Genomic DNA, 20427 nt, shown 5'->3' on the forward strand with positions numbered 1-20427 from the left:
GCTGGGGAAGTTCGAAGCACAGGAGCAGGTCTTGACAGTTACAGCCACGCATCGGGAACTCAACGTCGCACCCGGGTCGGTGGTCCGTGTCCGTGACGAGGACTGGCTCGTCACCAGCGTAGAGAAATCCGTCGACGGCACTCTCATCCGGGTCCAGGGCCTCAGCGAGCTAGTCCGTGACACCACGGCCGCCTTCTACTCCGCACTGGACACCATCGACGTGGTGGACCCCGCCAAATCCAAAGTCGTCGCCGATGACACACCGAACTATCGCCGGGCCCGCCTGTTCCTGGAAACCACTCTCCGTAAGACTCCGACACCCCAATCGGCGGAGTACCTGACTGTTTCCACCCGCATGCTGTCGCGGAACCTTAAGTATCAGCAGATCGCCGTCGCAAAGGCTCTAGACACCAAAAACATCCGCCCACGCATTCTGATTGCCGACGCCGTGGGCCTCGGCAAGACACTCGAGATCGGCATGATCCTCAGCGAGCTGGTCAAGCGCGGCCGCGGCGAGCGCATTCTCGTCGTCACCCCGCGCCATGTGCTGGAGCAGATGCAGCACGAGCTCTGGTGCCGCTTCGCCCTGCCGTTCGTCCGCCTCGACTCCGCTGGCATCCAAAACATTCGGCAGAAGCTCCCGGCCACGCGTAACCCCTTCACTTATTACAAGCGAGCCATCATCTCGATGGATACGCTCAAGAGCCCCCGCTACCGGACCCAGCTCGGCAAGCTGCACTGGGACGCGGTGGTGATTGACGAGGCCCACAATGTGACCAACACCCAAGCCATGAACAACGAGCTCGCCCGGGTGCTCGCACCGAACACCGAGGCCCTCATCCTGGCTTCAGCCACCCCGCACAACGGACGCAATGAATCGTTCGCGGAAATCCTGCGCCTGCTCGATCCCACCGCCGTCCGCCCGGACGGCACGTTCGACCCCAAGCAGGTGGAAAATCTCATCATCCGACGCCACCGGCACAGCCCGGAAGTCGCCCAAGAAGTCGGCGCGGACTGGGCCGAGCGGGAAGAACCGGACAACAGGCTGGTCGCCGCATCCCCCGCGGAAAACGCCATTGCCGAAGAGCTCTCCGACATCTGGCTGTACCCCGAAGGCAAACCGGCACCGTACTCGGGGCAGAATGGCGCGCTGTTCTCCTGGACTCTCGCCAAAGCATTCCTCTCCAGTCCTGCTGCGCTGCTCGAAACGGTCACCGAGCGCCTCAGGAAACTCGACGCCGATTCTCCCTCCGAGGCCAGAGAAGCCGAAGCGCTCAAGCGGCTCAGCACGCTCGCCGAGGCCGCCGGGACTAGTCAATCCGCCAAGTACACCGAGCTCGTTAGCTACCTAAGGAAGATCGGCGTCGGCAAGGGTTCCCCAATGCGGGCCGTGGTCTTCGCCGAGCGCGTCGCCACCCTCAAATGGCTGCGGGAGACACTGCCCAAAGCCCTCGGCCTCAAACCGGAAAACGTCGGCCTCCTGCATGGTGGCCTCAGCGACGTCGAGCAACAAGACATCGTGGACCAGTTCAAGCGCGGCAACAGCCCGCTTCGTGTTCTGGTCACCGGCGACGTCGCGTCCGAAGGCGTGAACCTGCACGCCGAATGCCACCACCTGATCCATTTCGACATCCCCTGGAGCCTCATCCGCATCGAACAGCGGAACGGCCGCATCGACCGGTTCGGCCAGCGCCATAAACCGCAGATCACCACCTTGCTCCTAAACCCGCACAACACCCGATTCTCCGGCGACGTCAAGGTCCTCACGCGGCTGATGGAACGCGAGCACGAGGCGCACACGGTCCTCAACGACGTCGCCTCCCTGATGGGGCAGTACAGCGTCAAGCAGGAGGAAGACGCCATCCGCGACGTCCTCCTCGGCAAGAAGGACTTCGAGGACGTTGTCGGGGAGCCCGACGCCGACCCGGGCTCGGGCGACCTTTGGGACTTCCTCGACTTCGAGGCCTTGAAGGACGGCAAGGAAACCGCGACCATCCCGGTGGAGAAGCCGCTCGGTCTCTACTCCACGGACTTGGACTTCCTGGATGAAGCCCTCAACGAGGCCTTCGGTGATCCGCATAAGGTCCTTGGCTGGACCGTCCACGCCGGACACGGACTCGCCGAACTCAACCCGCCAGTTGACCTTCAGCACCGCCTGGGCTACCTCCCGCAGGACTACCTGTCCGAGCGGCGCGTCACCGAGCGCCTCAAACTCGCAACCACGGTCGACGCCGGTACCCGGGAACTGAACCGCGCCCGCGAATCCGACGACATGAGCTGGCCCGAGGCCCATTACCTCGGCCCGCTCCACCCCGTCCTGGACTGGGCAAGCGACCGGGCCCTGTCCTCGATGTCACGCAGCGAGGTCCTCGTTATCCGTGGGGATGTCGACGCCACCCAGGTCCTGCTCATGGGAACGCTTATGAACCGCCGCGGTCAGGTGGTCTCCAAAGCCTTCATCGCGGTGGACTTCCCCGACCCGACGAACCCGACATTCTGTCTCTCCGAACCCCTCGAGGATCTGGGTGAGCATCTGGGCAGCATCGGGGTCGATGCCAAGGCGACCAACCCTGGACCGGTCACAGTGGACGGCCTGCAGGCGATGCTCCCGCAGGCGGTGGAAAGCGCCCGTCAGACCATGCAGCTCACCTTCGAGGCGGCCGCAGCTTTGGCCAACAAGCGCCTGCAGGCGTGGAAGGACCGGGCCACAGGCTGGACCCAGTTGTCCTTCGACTTCGCCCAGCGTGCGGAAGTGAAAAAGCAACGGGAGCGTGTCAGCGAGGAGCAGCGCATCGCGGAGTCGCTCGCCCCGGCGCAACGCCTCGTCCGCCCCCTCCTGATCGTCGTTCCCCGAGCAACCCCTGTCGCTGTCCCGGAAGGTGCCGACCAGTAATGCCATCCTTTGATTCCATCGTTGTGGGTGAAAACTGGGTCAGCGAACACTTCTTCAACACGGATTCCACCAAGGAATCCTTTCAGGCCGAGGTCGTCAAACTCCGCAAGACTTGGGACGAGGCAGCCAAGGACAACGACTCCACCACCCCGACCCGCTTTGCCGAGATTCGCGGCCGCCTCCAAGTCGTCCTCGCCGGGCTGTCGGAAGACCCGTCGGGTGCGTCTCAGGCCTACGCCCTGCTGCGCGGCGCCCTCGGATTCAGAGGCACGACGGCGACGGTCACCTTCGAACGCAGTGGGACTGAAACGCTCGTCCCCGGCGTGTGGGCCACAGAGAACTCCGAGGTTCTCTTCGTCGAGGCCGCCCCGGCGGACGGACTGGAAGACGTATTGTCCATGATCCTGCCGCTCGGGCGGGTTTTGGTGGACGGCAAAGAGCCGTCCCCGGCGCTGACAGTGGCAAAGGTGGTGTCCGAGGCGTATCTGTCGGACAAGGCGCCGAAGTTCGTGGTCATCATGGCTGGCCGCTGGCTGGTGCTCACCGAACAGGAGCGCTGGGCCGAAGGCCGCTACCTGGCCGCTGACGTGCTCCTGGTCGCGGACCGCAACGACACCAAGAAGAACGCCGAGACGGACCGGTTCCTGGCGATCTTCGGCCGCGACTCCCTCAGGCCGTCACCGGACGGCTCCATCTGGTGGGACGGCGTCCTCGAGGCCTCCGTCAAACACACCGTGGGCGTCTCCCAGGACCTGCGAGAAGGCATCCGCCGCTCCATCGAAATCATCGCCAACGATGTCCTGGACCGCCGCCGTGCAGCAGGTTTGAGCGTCGAGGACATCGACGGGCAGATTCTGGCACGCCAGTCCCTGCGGTTCCTCTACCGGATCCTCTTCCTGCTTTACGCGGAGGCCTCTCCAGAGATGGGAGTCCTCCCGGTCGGAGCCGGTGAGTACAACGAGGGCTACGGCCTGGACCGGCTGCGGGAGCTGACACTGGTCAACATCCAGTCCCCGGAGTCCCGTCGCGGCACCCACATCTACGAATCACTCGCTCAGCTCTTCCACCTGGTCGATAATGGCCACGTTCCGGCAGGGGCAAACCCCTCCGACGATGCTTCCACCGAGAATGAAGGCCTGCTCTTTCAGCCGCTCAAGGCCGACCTCTTCCACGATGCCGCAACATCGCTCATCAACGACACCAAACTCAGCAACGCCGAACTGCAGCGCGTCCTGCAGCATCTGCTGCTGAGCAAGGAGGTTAGGGGCAAGGACCGGGGCTTCATCTCCTACGCCGAACTGGGTATCAATCAGCTAGGGGCCGTCTACGAGGGCCTCATGTCCTACACGGGCTTCATTGCCGGGGAGCCCCTGCACGAGGTGGCCAAGGACGGCAACTCGGAAAAGGGCTCCTGGGTGGTCCCGGTGGACCGGTCCGAGTCCATTGACACCAAGCATTTCGTGGTGGAGGAGGACAACCGGACGGGGGAGCGGCGGCCGGTACTTCACCCTGCAGGCTCATTCGTCTTCCGGCTCGCCGGCCGCGAGCGCCAGCAGTCAGCCTCCTATTACACGCCCGAGGTACTGACCAGGTTCGTGGTGTCCCAGGCGCTCGAAGAGCTGTTGGACCAAAACGGACGGAGGACCGCCGCCGATGACATCCTGACCCTGACGGTCTGCGAGCCTGCCCTGGGGTCAGGCGCGTTCGCCCTGGAAGCCGTCCGCCAGCTCGCCGATGAGTACCTGAAGCGGAAACAGGATGAGCGGGGGGTACGGATCCCGGCGGACGAATACCCGCAGGAACTCCAAAAGGTTAAGGCTCACATCGCCCTGCACCAGGTCCACGGCGTGGACCTGAACTCGACCGCGGTGGAACTCGCCGAAGTCTCCCTCTGGCTCGACACCATGGTGAAGGATCTACAGGCGCCGTGGTTCGGGTTGCGTCTGCGCCGAGGAAACTCTCTGGTCGGCGCCCGCCGGGCCACCTACTCCCGACAGTCAGTGAATGACAAGTCGTGGTTGACGAGCGCCCCGCAAGACGCACCCCTGACCGGACTCGTCGAGGCGATGGCTGGTGACACCGACGATCCCAACGCGATGGGCCGCATCCACCACTTCCTGCTCCCGGCGGAAGGTTGGGGCGCGGCTGCCGACGCGAAGGAAGTCAAGGACCTGGCAGGGGAGGCCCAGCAGCAGCTGAAGGCCTGGCGCACCAGGATCAGGTCCAAGCCCAGCAAGACTCAGATCGACCGCATGGTGAGCCTTGGTCGCCGCGTGGAAACTCTGTGGAAGCTCACACTGCGTCGGCTCCAGGTCGCCGAGTCAGAAGCCCGCCGGGACATCGACTACTTCGGGAAACAACCGTGGGTTGCCGGGACGGATACTGCAGATGCTCTCACCCAGGCCGTCACGCGTGAACAAATCGAGCGGATACTCAATGACGAGAACGGCGCTTATCGGCGTCTTCGCAGAGTCATGGATGCCTGGAATGCACTGTGGTTTTGGCCGTTGACCGAGCGGGCGGCCGGCGGGGCAACACCACCGTCTCTCGAGGAATGGCTTGCAGGGCTGGAAGCAGTTCTTGGCCTGCAGGGCAAAGAGTCGAAAATGGTAGGGCAGCACACTTTTGGTGCTGCATCGACTTGGGAAGAATTGAATGACGCCGAACACGCCGACCTTGAGTTTGCTCTGGTATCCGACATTGAGATCGCCAAAAAGCAACATTCATGGCTTCAGGTGTGCGAAAAAATCGCCGCAGATCAAGGGTTCTTCCACTGGGATCTCGACTTTGCTTCCGTTTTCGGACGCGGGGGATTTGATCTTCAGGTGGGTAACCCGCCGTGGGTTCGCCCGGACTGGGACGAGAAAGGCGTTTATGCGGAGTATGACCCGTGGTGGCAACTTAACGACAAGCAAACGCAGGCTCTAAAGATTGAAAAGCAACTTGAAGCGAAGTCAGATTCCACACAAATTCAGTTCATGTGTTCTCAAGCTGCCGGAATCGTGGCAGCGCGCGAGTTCTTGACCTCGTCCGCGTCTTATCCGATCGTGGCTGGTCTCCGTCCGGACCTTTACCGTTCCTTCATGGAGCGGACTTGGAGGTCCGTTTCCCGTACCGGGGTAGTTGCTCTGGTTCATCCGGAATCGCACTTCACTGAGAAAAAAGCCGCTCATCTCAGAGCCGAGACCTACCGCCGACTGCGCAGGCACTGGCAGTTCATCAATGAGCTGTCACTCTTCGAGATCGATCACCATGTCACTTACGGTGTTCACGTTTATGGTGCGCGTCGCGAATCACCACAATTCAAGATGGCGGCCTCGCTCTATCACCCGGACACAATTACGCGCTCCGAGCGTCACGATGGCTCCGGGGAAGTTCCGGGCCTCAAAGACGCCGAGGGAAAATGGGATACTCGGCCTCACCTGGAACGCATCATCCACGTTGACGCATCCGTGCTGCGTGTCTGGGCTGAAATTCTTGACGAGCGGGGAACGCCCGCCGTGCATGCTCGCATGGTATACCCCGTAAATAGGGCAAGCTCGCGCGTACTGGAAAAGCTCAGTACAGCCCCAAGAGTGCGGGAGCTGGGGCTGCAATATTCATCCGGTTGGAATGAGACGACCGACCGGAAAAATGGGTATTTCGAAGTCGGCTCAGCTGTCCCCGACTCATGGGACGACGTAATTCTCCAAGGCCCTCATTTCACCGTCGCCAACCCGTTCGCCAAGCAACCCAACCCAACGATGAGGAACAATCTGGACTGGACCGAGATCGACCTCGAGGCTCTACTTGCGGACTTCATCCCGCGGACTAGCTATCAGCCGGAAGACTCGGCCAGCACATATGACGCCGACTACGGGGTCTGGAAAGCAGTTGCCGGAAGTTCCGTGCGTGTGAGGTCCCAATATCGAGTGGCATGGCGACGCATGGCGGCAACGACAGGCATGCGAACACTGCATGCCGCGATGTTTCCGCCCGGGACGGCTCACATCCATGGGGTGTACTCGGTTGGCGGCCCCGAAGCGCCCTTGCGCGAACTTCTTCTGCTGGGAGGGGTCTTCAGTAGCATACCGGCTGATTTCTGGGTGAAGGTTTCAGGCTTTGGAGAGATCAACTTCGATTTCTTATCGCAACTTCCGGCAGTTCTTCCTGGCCACATCTTGTCCGAGGAGATCGTAGCGCGGTCTGCATCACTCAATTGCGTGGCTGGCCCGCTGCTCACTGCATGGCGAGCGCAGGCCGGTGATGATTTCGTACCGGTTCTGAAGTCACTTGAACGGCGCCAATCACTTGTTGAACTGGACGCCCTCGTCGCGTTGGCACTGGGAATGGGCATGGAGGAACTGTGCACCGTCTATCGCACCCAGTTCCCTGTGCTCAGAGGCTACGAGCGGAATGACCTCTACGACGACAACGGCCGCAAGGTGCCGGGCGAGATGAACCGGCTTTACCGCAAGGTCGGTGAGAACTTGGCTCTCGAAGACCGTACGTGGACGCACCCACAAAGCGGCGTCCAGTACGTCTTCGAGTTCCCATTCCAAAGCTTTGACCGTGAGGAAGACATGCGGAAGGCCTACGCGCACTTCTCGAACATGCTGGGGGGAGATTCCTGATGTCAGAGCTTCTGCCCACTATCCAGGCCGGGGATTTGCGCCGCGGATTGTCCGACTACCTCGCCACCACGTTCGCGCTCACCGACGGGTACGCGCAGTCCGCCATCAAGGGCTTCCTCGCGCATCCGGAGCGGGGACTCTTTAAGGGCGCCTATGTCCGGCTCCGGCTCCCCTTTGAGACAGCGGAAGGGGATTGGCGAGACTGCTTCGACTGGTACGAGGGCTTCGAGCCCTACGGCCACCAGGCCAAAGCCTTCCAACGTCTCAGCAGCAAGGGCGCCGGAGGGGCATCCCGGCGCCCTGAACCCACCCTGGTCACCACCGGCACCGGTTCCGGTAAGACCGAGGCATTTCTCTACCCGATCTTGGATCACGTGCTGCGCGCCAAACGGGACGGCATCACCGGGATCAAGGCACTCATCCTCTACCCGATGAACGCCCTCGCCAACGACCAGGCCAAACGCCTCGCCGAGCTTCTGACCACCTACCCAGAGCTGTCAGGCGTCACCGCCGGCATCTACACCGGGCAAACGGACACCAACCGCACCCGAGTCGCCCGGGACGGCCTGATCAACGACCGCGACGTTTTCCACCAGGATCCGCCGGACATCCTGCTGACAAACTACAAGATGCTGGACATGCTCCTGCTCCGCCACACGGACGCGCCCCTCTGGGAGAGATCAGCGACCAGTCTGCAGTACGTGGTCCTGGACGAATTCCACACCTATGACGGCGCACAGGGCACCGATGTCGCCATGTTGCTGCGCCGGCTCGGCCTGACGCTCAAGAGCTACTGGCCGGATGATCTCACCGACAGTCGCTACGGGTTGAGCGAGGAAGACCGGGGCCGGCCTCTCGGCCGGGCCACGCCCGTCGCCACATCTGCCACCCTGGGCAGCAAAGGCGATCCGGAGGCGATGCTCCACTTCGCCGAGACCGTCTTCGGCGAGACGTTCCCGCTTGACTCCGTTGTCACTGAGTCCAGGCTCACCCAGGAGGCCTGGACAGAGCTCGGCACTGGAACCGTGCAGGGCCGAGACCTGAACGCCATCGCCCTGGACATCACCGCGACGAATGATGCCGTCGCGGAACTGCGCGAGGCAGGGGGTGACCCCGAAGTAGTCCTCGGGCCCGTCGTGCAGACGCTCTTCGGCGAACGGCCCGCCGATCTTCTGGATGCGATGCGGACGCATCCACTGACCGCCGCCCTGCTGAAGCACGCGAGTGCCGCCGTCGGGCTTTCGGACCTCACGAATGTTGTTTTCCCGTCCTATTCACTGCCCACCGACGTCCGGCCGGACGCCGCGGAAGAATTCATCTCCCACGTCATTGCGGTGCTCAGCCACATCAGGGCACGCGAGGGGCGGGCCGCGTTGACCGTGGAGACACACCTGTGGATCCGAGAGATGTCCCGCGTGGACGCCGCCGTCGACACCTCACCGCGCTTCCGTTGGTCCGACGATGGAATCGACCAGTCTCAAGACCTGTTTCTTCCGGCGCTGTATTGCAGGCACTGCGGCCGTTCCGGTTGGGGCGCCGTCCTAGCCCCGACCGGCATGGACCTTGAGCTGGACGACTCCAAGATCCGTGAAGCACGCGTCACGAACAACCCGCGCTTCCGGACCCTCATCTCCGCAGCTGCAGAGGCGGACATCATCGAATTCCATCAGGACGGCTCGGAGCAGGTGCAAGGCCTGCACTGGCTCCACACCGTCAACCGGGGGCTCTCGGCTACACCGCCGAAGGCGGACAGCGCCGACCTCGCCGAAGGGCGGATCATCCCTGTCCTGATGCTTACCGGCAAGGACGCGGACGACGATTCGAAGAAGGACGCATGCCCGTCCTGCCTGGCTAAGGACGGCATCGCCTTCATGGGCAGCGCCATCGCCACCATGCTCTCCGTAAGCATCTCCAACCTGTTCGGCGCCGAAGGGCTGAACGACGACGAGAAGAAGGCCCTCGTCTTCACCGACAGCGTCCAGGACGCCGCGCACCGGGCTGGATACGTCCAGTCCCGCTCCCACACGATGACACTGCGTACGGCCCTGCGGCGCGCGCTCGGCGAGCAGCCAGCCACCCTTTCGGAACTCGTGGAAGCCGCGATCGCCCTTGCGGACACGCCAAGCGCGCGTTACCAACTGATCGCCCCCGAATTTGTGGACCGGCAGAGTTTCCGACCCTTCTGGGATCCGAAGGCCTCCCCAGGAGAACGCGTCCGCGCCAGACGTTTCGCGAAACGCAGGCTACAGTTCGATGCTCTCCTGGAGCTCGGTCTCCAGTCCCGCACCGGCCGCACCCTTGAACTCACCGGATCTCTGGCCGTCGAAACCGACGCCGGCAACCCCACCCGCATGCTCTCCGTGGCACGGAAGGCCTATGAAGCCGCCCTCCACCAGACGATGATCGGCGAGACCGCGCCGACGCAGCAGCAGTTGCTGTACTGGATCCGCGGCACGGTGGAAAGGGTCCGACTCCAGGGGGGCGTCTACCATGACTGGCTTAAGGGCTACATCGTGACAGACGGCAAACGCTGGCAGATTTGGGGCGGACGACCCAAGGGCGAAGGCATGCCCGCATTCCCTTCCGGCCGGTCCGCGCCGGCCTTCCCCCGGATCGGCAGCGCCGCCGCGGCTACCGACAACATGGACGGGGTCACGTCCTCGGCCTCCTGGTATGCGCGCTGGACAGCTCGCTGCCTCGGCGTCGCTCCCGCCGACAGCGGCTACCTGGCGAAGGCACTTATCACCGCACTCGCCGAGGACGGAACCCTCGGCAGCTCGAAGACCAACTCGGGCGCGGATGTGTACTGGCTCGACCCGGAGAAGATCGTGCTCTCAGTCCCGGACGCCGAGGACTTGGCCGCAGGACGGCACACCGTCCAGTGCAAGGTCTGCCAAGCCATCACCCCCGGTAGCCTCGCTGTTATCGACCAGCTGGTCGGTGGGCCCTGCACTCTGGTCCGCTGCAGCGGCACACTGCAGCGGCATGCCGCGGATGCACGTAACTTCTACCGGGACCTCTATTCGTCGCGTGAGAGCAAGCGTGTGGTAGCCCGGGAACATACCTCGCTGCTCGACGACGCCACCAGGATCCTTTACGAGACGCAGTTCAAGTCCGGCGTCGATAACCCCCAGGCCCCCAATGTGCTGGTGGCCACGCCCACGCTGGAGATGGGCATCGACATCGGGGACCTGTCCTGCGTCATGCTGGCTTCGCTGCCGACGTCCGTGGCCTCGTACCTGCAACGGGTGGGCCGGGCCGGCCGTCTGACTGGCAACTCGCTTGTCCTCGCCTTCGTGCGAGGCCGGGGCGAGCACCTGCCCAAGCTCCACGAACCGCTCTCCGTCATCAACGGCGAGGTCCGGCCACCTGCCACCTATTTGGACGCCGAAGAGATCCTGGGACGGCAGTACGTCGCCCACGTGGCGGATCGCTTCGCCCGGGCGTCGGATCGGGCACATCCCGTCGACGCCATCCAGGCCCTCGGGAGCGTGGCACCCGGATCGTTCATTGGGGACCTGATCGAGGACGCTACGGCGAACTCCCCCGCCTATCTCGTCGAGTTCTTGGACCAGTTCGGCGAAAGGATCTCCGCGGACAGCGTTGCCCGCCTGACGGCTTGGGCGTCGCAGCGCGCAGACGGCGAACCCAGTGACCTCGCCCGTCACCTGGTCCGTGCGGCAGGGGAGTGGAAGGCAGACGTCGACGAACTCGATACGCGCCGCAAGGAGATCGGCACCGCCCTTCCCGAGCTGGAGGAGGCCGTCGCCCTGGCTGAACGGCTGGACGACAAGGCCTCCGACGCGCACCAGGCTCTTCGCACCGCCAAGGCCACCCTTAGGATGATCCGCGACCAGCTCAAGCAGCTCCGCGGTCAGTACTGGATCTCGGTGCTGGAGGCCTATGGTGTGCTGCCCAACTACACGCTCCTGGACGACTCGGTGAGCCTGGACGTAGGACTGTCCTGGAAGGACGCGGATACGCAGGAGTTCGTTACCGACACGGTGTCCTACAACCGCGGTGCCTCGGTGGCCCTCAGCGAATTCGCGCCCGGCGCCACCTTCTATGCGCAGGGCATGGAAATCCTGATCGACGCCGTGGACCTCGGACCCCAGCAGAGCCATATCCAGAAATGGCAGGTCTGCCCGCACTGCGGCTGGATCAAGACCGACCTCGGTGCGGCTGCTGCCGTGCAGAACTGTGTTCGCTGCGGCACTTCGGCGATTGCGGACATGGGTCAGGTCCTCGACGTCGTGGTCATGAAGAAAGTCTCCGCCGAGGTCAGGCGGGACGAGGCCGCGATCAACGACCGCCGGGACAACCGTGTGCGGGAACGCTTCACGATCGTCCCCGCGGCGGACATCGACCCGCAGCACCTGCAGAAGCGCTGGTTCGTGGAGGGCTACGACTTCGGTGCCGAGTACTTCAACCGGGTGGACATCCGCTGGCTCAACACCGGAAGGGCCGCTTCCAACGGCGGCACGCGGGCCATCGCCGGCGATGACGTGCGGACACCGATGTTCAGGCTGTGCTCGTACTGCGGACAGCTGGACCAGTCCGCCAAGGAAAATCTGCCCACCGAACACCGATTCTGGTGCAAATACCGCAAGACAGCACAGGAGAGCGTCAAGGAAGTGGTGCTCGCCCGGGAACTGAACACCCAGGGCGTGGTACTGCACCTGCCCCTCGACGTGACCTACGGCGACGACTTCTCGGTGCCGAGCCTCCAGGCAGCCCTGTTGCTGGGTCTCCGAGAAGTCTTGGGTGGAGCCCCGGACCACCTCGGTGTGCTGCGGATCAATGATCCGGCGCACGGCGGGAACCGAATCGCCCTCATGCTGCACGACAAGGTCCCCGGCGGCACCGGTTATCTCGCCGAGTTCGCCGATGCCGAACGTGTGTGGGAGCTGCTGCACGCTGCGTGGCGGACCGTGCGTGACTGCAGCTGTCGCCTCGAGGAACGGTTGGCGTGTCACCACTGCCTGCTTCCCTTCGCCGAGCCGTGGACGGTGGACAAGGTGGCCAGGGCGAGTGCGGAACGCCTGCTCGGCCTGCTGCTGCGCTCTGGCCAAGCAGCCACGGACGGCTCCGTCCCGCCGTCGTTCTCCGACTGGACTGTCACCAAGGAGGCACCCAATGCCGAGACCTCTATCGAATCTCTCCTGGAGAAGCGGTTCCGTAAGGCCTGGATGGACCGGCTCAAGGCGGTGGGGGCACATACCAAGGTGACCCCCGGTGCGTTGGCCGACACCATCACCTTCCGGATCCCCGGGCAGCACTTCCAGTGGCAGCTCATCCCGCAGGTGGATGTCGCCGGGACCCGCCCCGACTTCCTGCTCAAGGGACCGCCTGACCCGAACTTCCCCGTGCTCGTGATCTACACGGACGGCTTCACCTTCCATGCGTCCACGGAGCACAACAGGATCGCGGACGACGCCACCAAGCGCGACAAGCTCCGACACACCGCTGAACTGTCCGGGGCGGCCGTGCCGTGGGCGGTGACCTGGGAGGACGTGAATGCGTTCGAAGCCGGCCGCGACGCTCCTGTTGGGCTGCCTCCTTGGGCCAATGCAAAGCTCAACGCACAACTCATGGCCAACTACCCCGTGAATGCCGCGATCATGGACCTGCTGGGCAGGGACGCGATGACCATGCTCTGGGAATGGGTCAACCGGCCGGATCCCGAGGCCTGGGCGGATTTCTCGGAGCTGGTGCCGCTCATGTTGATGGGCCAGCGGCCCGAGCCTGCCGACGCCGAAGCGATGTACGCACACGCGTCGGCCTTGGCTCAGGGAGCGAATCCAGCGCTGCCTGCCGGTACCGTTCCAGCATGGACGTACGCTTCAGGGAGCCTCGGGCTCGCCGCGGCCGGGTCGCCCAAGAACCTGTCCACGATAGCCGTCGGGCTGTGCCTGGACGACCGGGCGCAAGCGATCGGTTCTCCCTCGCACGAGGCATCCTGGCGCGAGTGGCTGAGGCTGTCCAACCTTCTGGCGTTCAAGCCGATTGGACTGACGATCGGGTCGGTGCTGTCCACGGTCAGTGCCGGCGGATCCGTCGAGGAAGAAGCCGCACGGCTCGAAGTGGCCGACGGGCTTAACCCTGCTTGGCGCGGTTTGCTGGAGCAGGCCACTGATCTCGAGAGAGCCCTTCTGCTGGCGATCGCCGGCGCTGGCATCAATGTTCTGCCCGAACTCGGCTTCGAGGTAGACGGTCTGCCGGTCTCGATCGCTTGGCCGGAGTACCAGATCGCCGTCATGCTCGACGGCGACGATGGGCACGTTGAACTTGAGGCCGCAGGCTGGGCCACCGTGGGAACAGACGTCGACGACATCCGCAAACTGCTCACAACGAGAGGAGCATGACATGGCATTGGTCACCTGGATCAAGCAGAAGGACAAGATCGACGGCACCATGAAGAACAAGGTGTACTCCTTCTTCGAGAAGCTCCAGAAGGACGACACCGCGCCCGGGCTGCACATCGAACCCATGCACGCACCGGCGGACTCCCGCGTGCGGACGGGCCGGATCGATCTCAACTACCGTGCCGTGCTGTTCAAAGTCGCCTTCGACACCATCCCGCACTACTTCTACTACGGCGCTTGGCCGCACGACGAGGCGATCGACATCGCTCGGTCCAGTGTGCTGCAGGTCAACTCGATCAACGGTGTCCTTGAAGTCATCCGGGCGTCCACGCCTGACGGCGACCTGCCACTTGTCACGCCCACTCCTCCTGTTGCACCAGCCGTTCCTGTTGCCCCGATTTCGGAGTCCGACGTCGAGCTGCACGGTCCGGAGGAGGGCGGGCCCGATGATGGAGCGCCGGCTGAACTCTGGACGAACCCGCTTCTCGGGTGCGGCATGGATCCAGCTGAACTGATTTCCGAACTCGGCCTGGCGGCGGATCTGGTGAGTCGAGCGTTCGCCGCGACGTCGGACGAAGCACTCTTGGACGTCCTGGACGGGGCGCCGGAGTGGCAGGCGACTGCTCTGCTCGAACTGGCCGCCGGCACCTCCGTCGAGGAAGTCCAGGACAAGCTGGCGCTGAGCCGCTACGTGGACGACCCGGAGGCGACCGACGAGGAGAAGATTCGGAAGTCGCTCGAGCATCCAGCCACGAGGATGCAGTTCACCTTCGTGGGCGACAACTCCGATGAGCTGAAGAAGGTGATCGAGGGCGGGGACTTCGACTCCTGGCGGACCTTCCTTCATCCGGAGCAGCGTGTCTATTCCGAACGCAACTACAACGGGTCCTTCCGTCTTTCCGGTGGTGCCGGAACGGGCAAGACGGTAGTCCTACTCCACCGCGCGCGGATGCTGGCGGTGGCCGACCCGACGTCGCGCATCGTCCTGACCACTTACACCACGACACTTGCCGACTCGCTGGAGAGCGGCTTGTCGAAGCTGGACGCCGAAGTTCCCCGGGCGGCCCGGCCGGGAGCACCGGGCGTTCACATCTCCGGGGTGGATTCACTCGTCAACAAGGTCTTCCGCGGTGCGCAGGAGACGGAGCAGCGCCGGGCCATGAAGGATCTCTTCGGGCTCGAGGTCTCTGCGCCCGGCAAGACTCTGGAGGCGGACACCGCCCGTCAGCAATGGGAGTCAGCTCTGGCCGACGTTGATCATCAGCTGGAACCCGAGCTCGCCAATGCGACCTTCCTCCAGCAGGAGTACGAAACTGTGATCCTGCCCAACTTCATCAGCGGCAAGGACAAGTATCTGAAAGTGCCGCGCGCCGGCCGCGGCACCGCCCTGAACAGGGCGAAACGGCTTGCAGTCTGGAAGGTCGTGGAAGGCTACCGCTACTACAACAGGATTGAGATGCACGCGTCCTTCGTGGAGCTGGCGCACCTCGCAGCCCTGGTGCTCCGCCGGCGAGCAGAGACCGGCGGACCACGTCTTGCCGATCATGTTCTGATCGATGAGGCGCAGGACCTGCACGCAGGTCACTGGCTGTTCCTCCGCGAGCTGGTCCAGCAGGGGCCCAACGACCTCTTCATCGCAGAGGACTCGCATCAGCGCATCTACGGCCAGAAGGTCCCTCTTTCGCGCTTTGGCATCGGCATCGTCGGCAGGGCACGCCGGTTGACGCTCAACTACCGCACCACTCAGCAGAACCTAGCGTACGCCGTCGGACTCCTCAGCGGTGCTGCAGTGACGGATATCGAGGGTGATGAGGAGTCGATCAACGGATATACCTCTTCGCGGGTGGGGCCGCGGCCGGAGGAAATAGCGTCGGCTTCTATTCCTGAGGAACTCGACAACCTTGCTGACTGTCTGCGGAGATGGAAAGACGAGGGTGTTCCACTGGAGACCGTCGGAATCCTGGTCCGCTCCAATTTCCAGATCGGTAAGGTCATCAACGGCTTGAATGAACGCGATTTTCAAGCCAGAACGGCGGGTGCGGCGACGGTACTTGATGTTCCGGCAGTGATGACAATGCACCGATCGAAGGGTATGGAGTTCACACGGGTGGTTCTCTTCGGGCTTTCGGACCAGTTCTTGCCGGCCTCCTATCAGGTGAGAGGCCTGGCGCCTGCGGAGCAGGCTGACGCGATTCTTCGCGAACGGTCGCTGCTTTACGTTGCGGCGACACGCGCCCGCGATGGGTTGGTCGTGTCCTGGAGCGGTAGACCGTCGGAACTGCTTGGTGCGAAATGACGAGAGGTACCAACGGTGTTCGATCGGTCGTCACGAGGAAGCTTGACGCAGTTGGAGCGATGGGGCGGGGCTAGATTTTTGTCGTGCCGTCGACGTCTGCGAGGCTGTAAGCCCACTCGGCGGCCTGGGTGACTCTGCGAAGGACCTGCTGGGGGCTTGTGGAGAGGTCGACGGGAAACTCGTGCGTCACCACATGGGTATTGCGAATCTGCCTTGACACTGCTTCACCCGCCCCGGCGTACAACAACCACGCATTCTTCTGACCAAGGGCCGTGGCGTAAGCCAGCATCTGGTAGTAATCCGCGTTCGGGTACTGGCCACTTCCCGATGCCGCCTTGTATTTCGCGTCGAAAATCAGGATGAGATCGGGGCGCACCTCATGGACGACGTCGGGCCTCATCGATACCCTACGGCGGTCCTGATCCGAACCGATCTCATCCAGATAGGTCTTGTATTGTTCCCTTGTTCTACCCGGATAGGCTCGCAGTTCTTCGGTAAGAGCGGCTGCCACGAAGTCCTCGAAGACCTTGGCCATGTTGACCACAAAGGACGCGACTTGCAGGTTCCCGGTACAGGCCTCCGCGGCAAGATTCTGCAGGACGATTTCAGCTATTCGCATTGCAGGGACGTATTCGGCGTTCCTGCGACTGGGCGACCATATGGGCGCCGGTTTCCCCCGCGCTATCAGGGAGACATCGGCCAGTTTTCTGTCGAGATGGAGGAGGCGGCGTCGGACGCCCGCGTCCAGCCTTCGTACAAGTAGCATGCGACGCACAGCCGTCCGGAGGATCTGGTTCTCAGCCACATCAGCTGTGAACTCGTCGTAGGTCACCTCGACCGGAAACAGCAGGCCAGGGCGCTGTGTCACCTGATCGGACATGCGTATTCGCCCGCGGACGGTCTTTAGGGATTCATCGATGCTTACATATCCCTGGAGGACACCGCGTTGAGTTGCTCGTTCTCCCAGCCGGGCGAGGGTTTCACCAAGTGCCGCCCAAAGGTCCGAAGTTGTCGCTGCTTGAACGTCGTCCGGTCTGAAGCCGGGTGCCTTTGCATAGCTCAGTAGGAACAGTATTTGAGTGATCCCGACCTTGTCCTTCGGCCTGACCTCAACCAGTAAGTGCCCAACCTGAACGGCGCCCACATAGCCGTTCGGGAGCAGCATCCACCGGCCCCGGCCTACGCCGCGCACAACGACCAACTTCGTGGCTTCCAGCGCTTCTCGGACGCCTTCGCCGAGCGGTACCGGGTCGGACTCCGAGTCAAGCTCATCGAGGATGACGTGCCGTATGCCAGGTGGGGTCGTCATCCCGCCACCTCATCTAGGAACTCGTCATCCCTGAGGTCCAACTCTCCGAGGGATCGTCCTAGTATGGAAAGCAGGGCGTCCAATCCGAAGCGCTCGTGCACCTGCTCCCGCCGGAGCTCCCCAAAGTGATACTCCTCGAGGAGCGGCAGCAGTTCGTACTTCCACACGCGACGGAGTCCGGCTGAATCGGCTGCATCCTCTTTCATCAAGTAAGACGGCCCCACCGCGAGGTCACGCTTGTCAGTGCCGAGCTCTTCGTTCAGTGCGGTGAGCAGATCCGATGCGAGCGTTGAACACCCTTTGGCGGCCAGAAAATTCTCGAGTACCTTCGCCACCATGCCGTCCTGCGGGTGCAGCTCCACGAACGCGAACCTTCGTCGTATTGCGGCATCCACCATTGCAATCGATCGGTCCGCAGTGTTCATGGTGCCGATGATGAACAGGTTGGGCGGAAGCGTGAAGTCCTCATCAGGGCTGTACTGGAGGCGGATGCTGTCCTTGCGGTACTCCAGAAGGAAGTACAGCTCTCCAAATACCTTGGCGAGGTTCCCACGGTTCATCTCATCAATGAGGAGGAAGAACGGCTTGTCCTCATTGCCTGGCTGACCAGCTAGGGCAGCGAGGCGCCGGAGCGGCCCGTGCTGGAGGTCGAAGCCGACCGGACCACCGTTGGGAGCGCTTGGGCGGAAGCCCTCAAAGAAGTCCTCATAGGCGTAGGACGGGTGGAACTGGACGATCTGTACGTGATCCGCGTTCTCTTTGCCTACCAGATACTGCGCCAACCTCTTCCCGATATAGGTCTTACCTGTGCCGGGCGGACCGTAAAGAACGATCTGCCGCCGGGTGCGCAGCAGATCAACCATCTCCTGAAGGTCGTGCCGCTCCAAGTAGAGTTCGGCGGCCAATTCCTCGCCCACATTCCCTAGGTGAACGACGACGTCGGTCTTGGGCAGCGCTTCAAAGATCGGCCCCTGGTCACCATCTCGAGGGGGCCGTTTTGACCATGCGCTGATGGCTACAATCGCGTCGGTAACGTCGATGATTGTCCCCGTCTCGGTGAGCAACCGGGGCAACGGATCAGGAAGATCGGCGTTGAACACCGCGTCGGGGTGCCAGTCAACAGTGCGAGAGAGCTTCGGCCCATCGATGTCAGCGACGTGCGCGTTCCCCTTCACCGTGCCCACCAGGATGACTTCTTCCCACGGTGAGATGATCAGATCACCTTCGCGCATCTGCGTAGCGAATCGATGAAGCTCGCGTGCTTTGTCCTTCTGGTCTGACAGATTGATCTGCTCATACTCGTGTTGGACGATCTCGAGTATCTCGTCGAACTCGCGCGCCACAGGGCCCGACCATGGGGGCGCCATGACGGTGACGCTTTTCTCCTTGATCCACATGTCTGCCATCGATTGGCCCGCCTGTGATTGCCGGATGAGCCATGCCTTGCGGCGGGTGCTTTCGAAATGGAGCCATTGGGATTTGTAGGGTTCGGCGTACCACTCGACGTATGCGCCTGCTTGCGCGTTGTGTATCTGTCGTATGTCGTGGAGGTCCTGTGCAATGCTGACCTCGCTGTTTCCGCGTGGACGACCCAGAAGGTGGGCAAAGGCGTCGCGGATCTTTCTCCGGTCCTCCTTTGTGACCACTGACTGGAGATAGTTTGGCCAAACAAAGTAGTCGATGGTGTATCGAATGGAAGGGACATCGTCTGGCACTTCAGCGGTGAGCTCCATCCATTTCCATGGATTCGTCAGCGCCGCGTCCAACTGCTCTTTCGGAATGCCCTCAATATGCTTCACGAACCGAAGGAGCCATCCGATGTGGGAGGGGATGTGCATGTTGAATCCCAGGCCGCCGTTGAACGCTCCGGGGCTATGCAAAGCTGTCTCTAGCTCCCTTGGAAGCCGTGAAGGGCCCAAAGGAGCCCATCCTAGGATGGAGTTGACGCGTTCAATCTTCTTGGCAGCCCCCGTGTCTGCTAATGCCACGCACTGCAGGAACGTCAGTTCGGCGGCCAGCACGTAGGTCTCGTTAGATGAGCCTTCGAGCTGCCTTTTCAGCCTGCCAAGGAACCCCCCGACGTCGGGATCCTGATTCTCACGCGCCAGAATTAAACCGCTGGCGGCGGTGTCCCGCCAGGTGAGGGATTCGCCGTCGATGGCTGAGGGATCGCCCAGCAGCGCTGGTTGGAGAATCTTCCACGCGGCATCTTCCGTCTCAGGGGATCCTCCTGCGCCGCGGACGTATGACGGCGCTGTAGGAGCCTCCTTATCCCCTCGCCAAACCCGGAAGGTGCGCGCCTCTTCCCGGGGCCAATGCGAGTTGGGGTCACTGTTCGTCAAGGTCCACATCAGCCCTTGGGCATCCAGCCTGTCCTGGACCGGAAGTCCGGCTGCTCGAGAGTTCTCAAGCAGTTCATCCAGAGTCTCGATCATCTGGCCGTACCGCGCACCAGCGGATGCACTTGCTTTGAGCGGTTCTTTCCCAATCAGCTTGATGAACTGCGAGACCCTCCTCGCCCTGAAGGGGGGAAACTGAGTTGGCGAGACGGCCATCAGGAGCAATGCTCCGAATCCAATCGCGCCTCCGGCGGACAACCGCTCGGGATTCAGACGGCGAAGATCCTTTTCCAAGTCATCGAGGTCGTCTGGCCCGACAGGGTCCGTCCAGAATTTAAGGACAGCGTCCCGAAGCTCTTCAGGCCTCTCTGTCGATGCCTTGATGAGCGCCATCATGAAGTACTGGTTCACAAGGTTCGTTCGGCTCACTTCACGGCGGAGCGTCTCAAACCACTGTTGCTGTCCCTCTATTAGCTGCTGGCGCGCGTCTCTTGCTCCCTTGGCGAAGTCGAGTTTGTAGTACCGCTCATCCTCGTTGAGATCGACTTGGTCGAGGAAATACTGGGAGTACTTCACGATCGGTTCCCAGACTGACATGGGGAAGCTCCTTCA

The 20427-nt window shown here is 62.7% G+C and carries 6 protein-coding genes; 4 read left to right on the forward strand and 2 right to left on the reverse strand.

The window, feature by feature from the left end; genetic code table 11:
* Positions 1-31: 31 nt before the first annotated feature.
* The 4 genes from AC4D14_RS10030 to AC4D14_RS10045 are packed head-to-tail and all read left to right on the forward strand — an operon-like array spanning position 32 to position 16167.
* Positions 32-2893 (forward strand): helicase-related protein, encoded by a 2862-nt coding sequence (locus tag AC4D14_RS10030; RefSeq protein WP_490901914.1) that lies wholly within the window; start codon positions 32-34, stop codon positions 2891-2893.
* Positions 2893-7506 (forward strand): Eco57I restriction-modification methylase domain-containing protein, encoded by a 4614-nt coding sequence (locus AC4D14_RS10035; RefSeq protein ID WP_490901916.1) that lies wholly within the window; start codon positions 2893-2895, stop codon positions 7504-7506. Before AC4D14_RS10030 ends, AC4D14_RS10035 begins: the two co-directional genes overlap by 1 nt.
* The gene (locus tag AC4D14_RS10040; protein WP_490901918.1) at positions 7506-13871 is read left to right on the forward strand and encodes a DEAD/DEAH box helicase; all 6366 of its coding nucleotides are present in this window, start codon (positions 7506-7508) and stop codon (positions 13869-13871) included. The genes AC4D14_RS10035 and AC4D14_RS10040 overlap by 1 nt, the downstream gene beginning before the upstream one ends.
* A 1-nt stretch (position 13872) precedes the next feature.
* On the forward strand, positions 13873-16167 hold the full coding sequence (locus AC4D14_RS10045; protein WP_490901920.1) for a 3'-5' exonuclease: 2295 nt from the start codon (positions 13873-13875) through the stop codon (positions 16165-16167).
* A 70-nt stretch (positions 16168-16237) separates the two neighbouring features.
* Here the strand turns inward: AC4D14_RS10045 and AC4D14_RS10050 are convergent, their stop codons facing one another.
* Both AC4D14_RS10050 and AC4D14_RS10055 read right to left on the reverse strand, forming a co-directional pair.
* Positions 16238-17476, reverse strand: coding sequence for an McrC family protein (locus AC4D14_RS10050; protein ID WP_490901922.1), 1239 nt, complete (start codon positions 17474-17476; stop codon positions 16238-16240).
* Positions 17473-20412, reverse strand: a complete 2940-nt coding sequence (locus AC4D14_RS10055) for an McrB family protein (RefSeq protein ID WP_490901923.1) — start codon at positions 20410-20412, stop codon at positions 17473-17475. The genes AC4D14_RS10050 and AC4D14_RS10055 overlap by 4 nt, the downstream gene beginning before the upstream one ends.
* Positions 20413-20427: the final 15 nt, after the last annotated feature.

It is taken from the genome of Arthrobacter sp. TJ-254, from assembly GCF_058269175.1.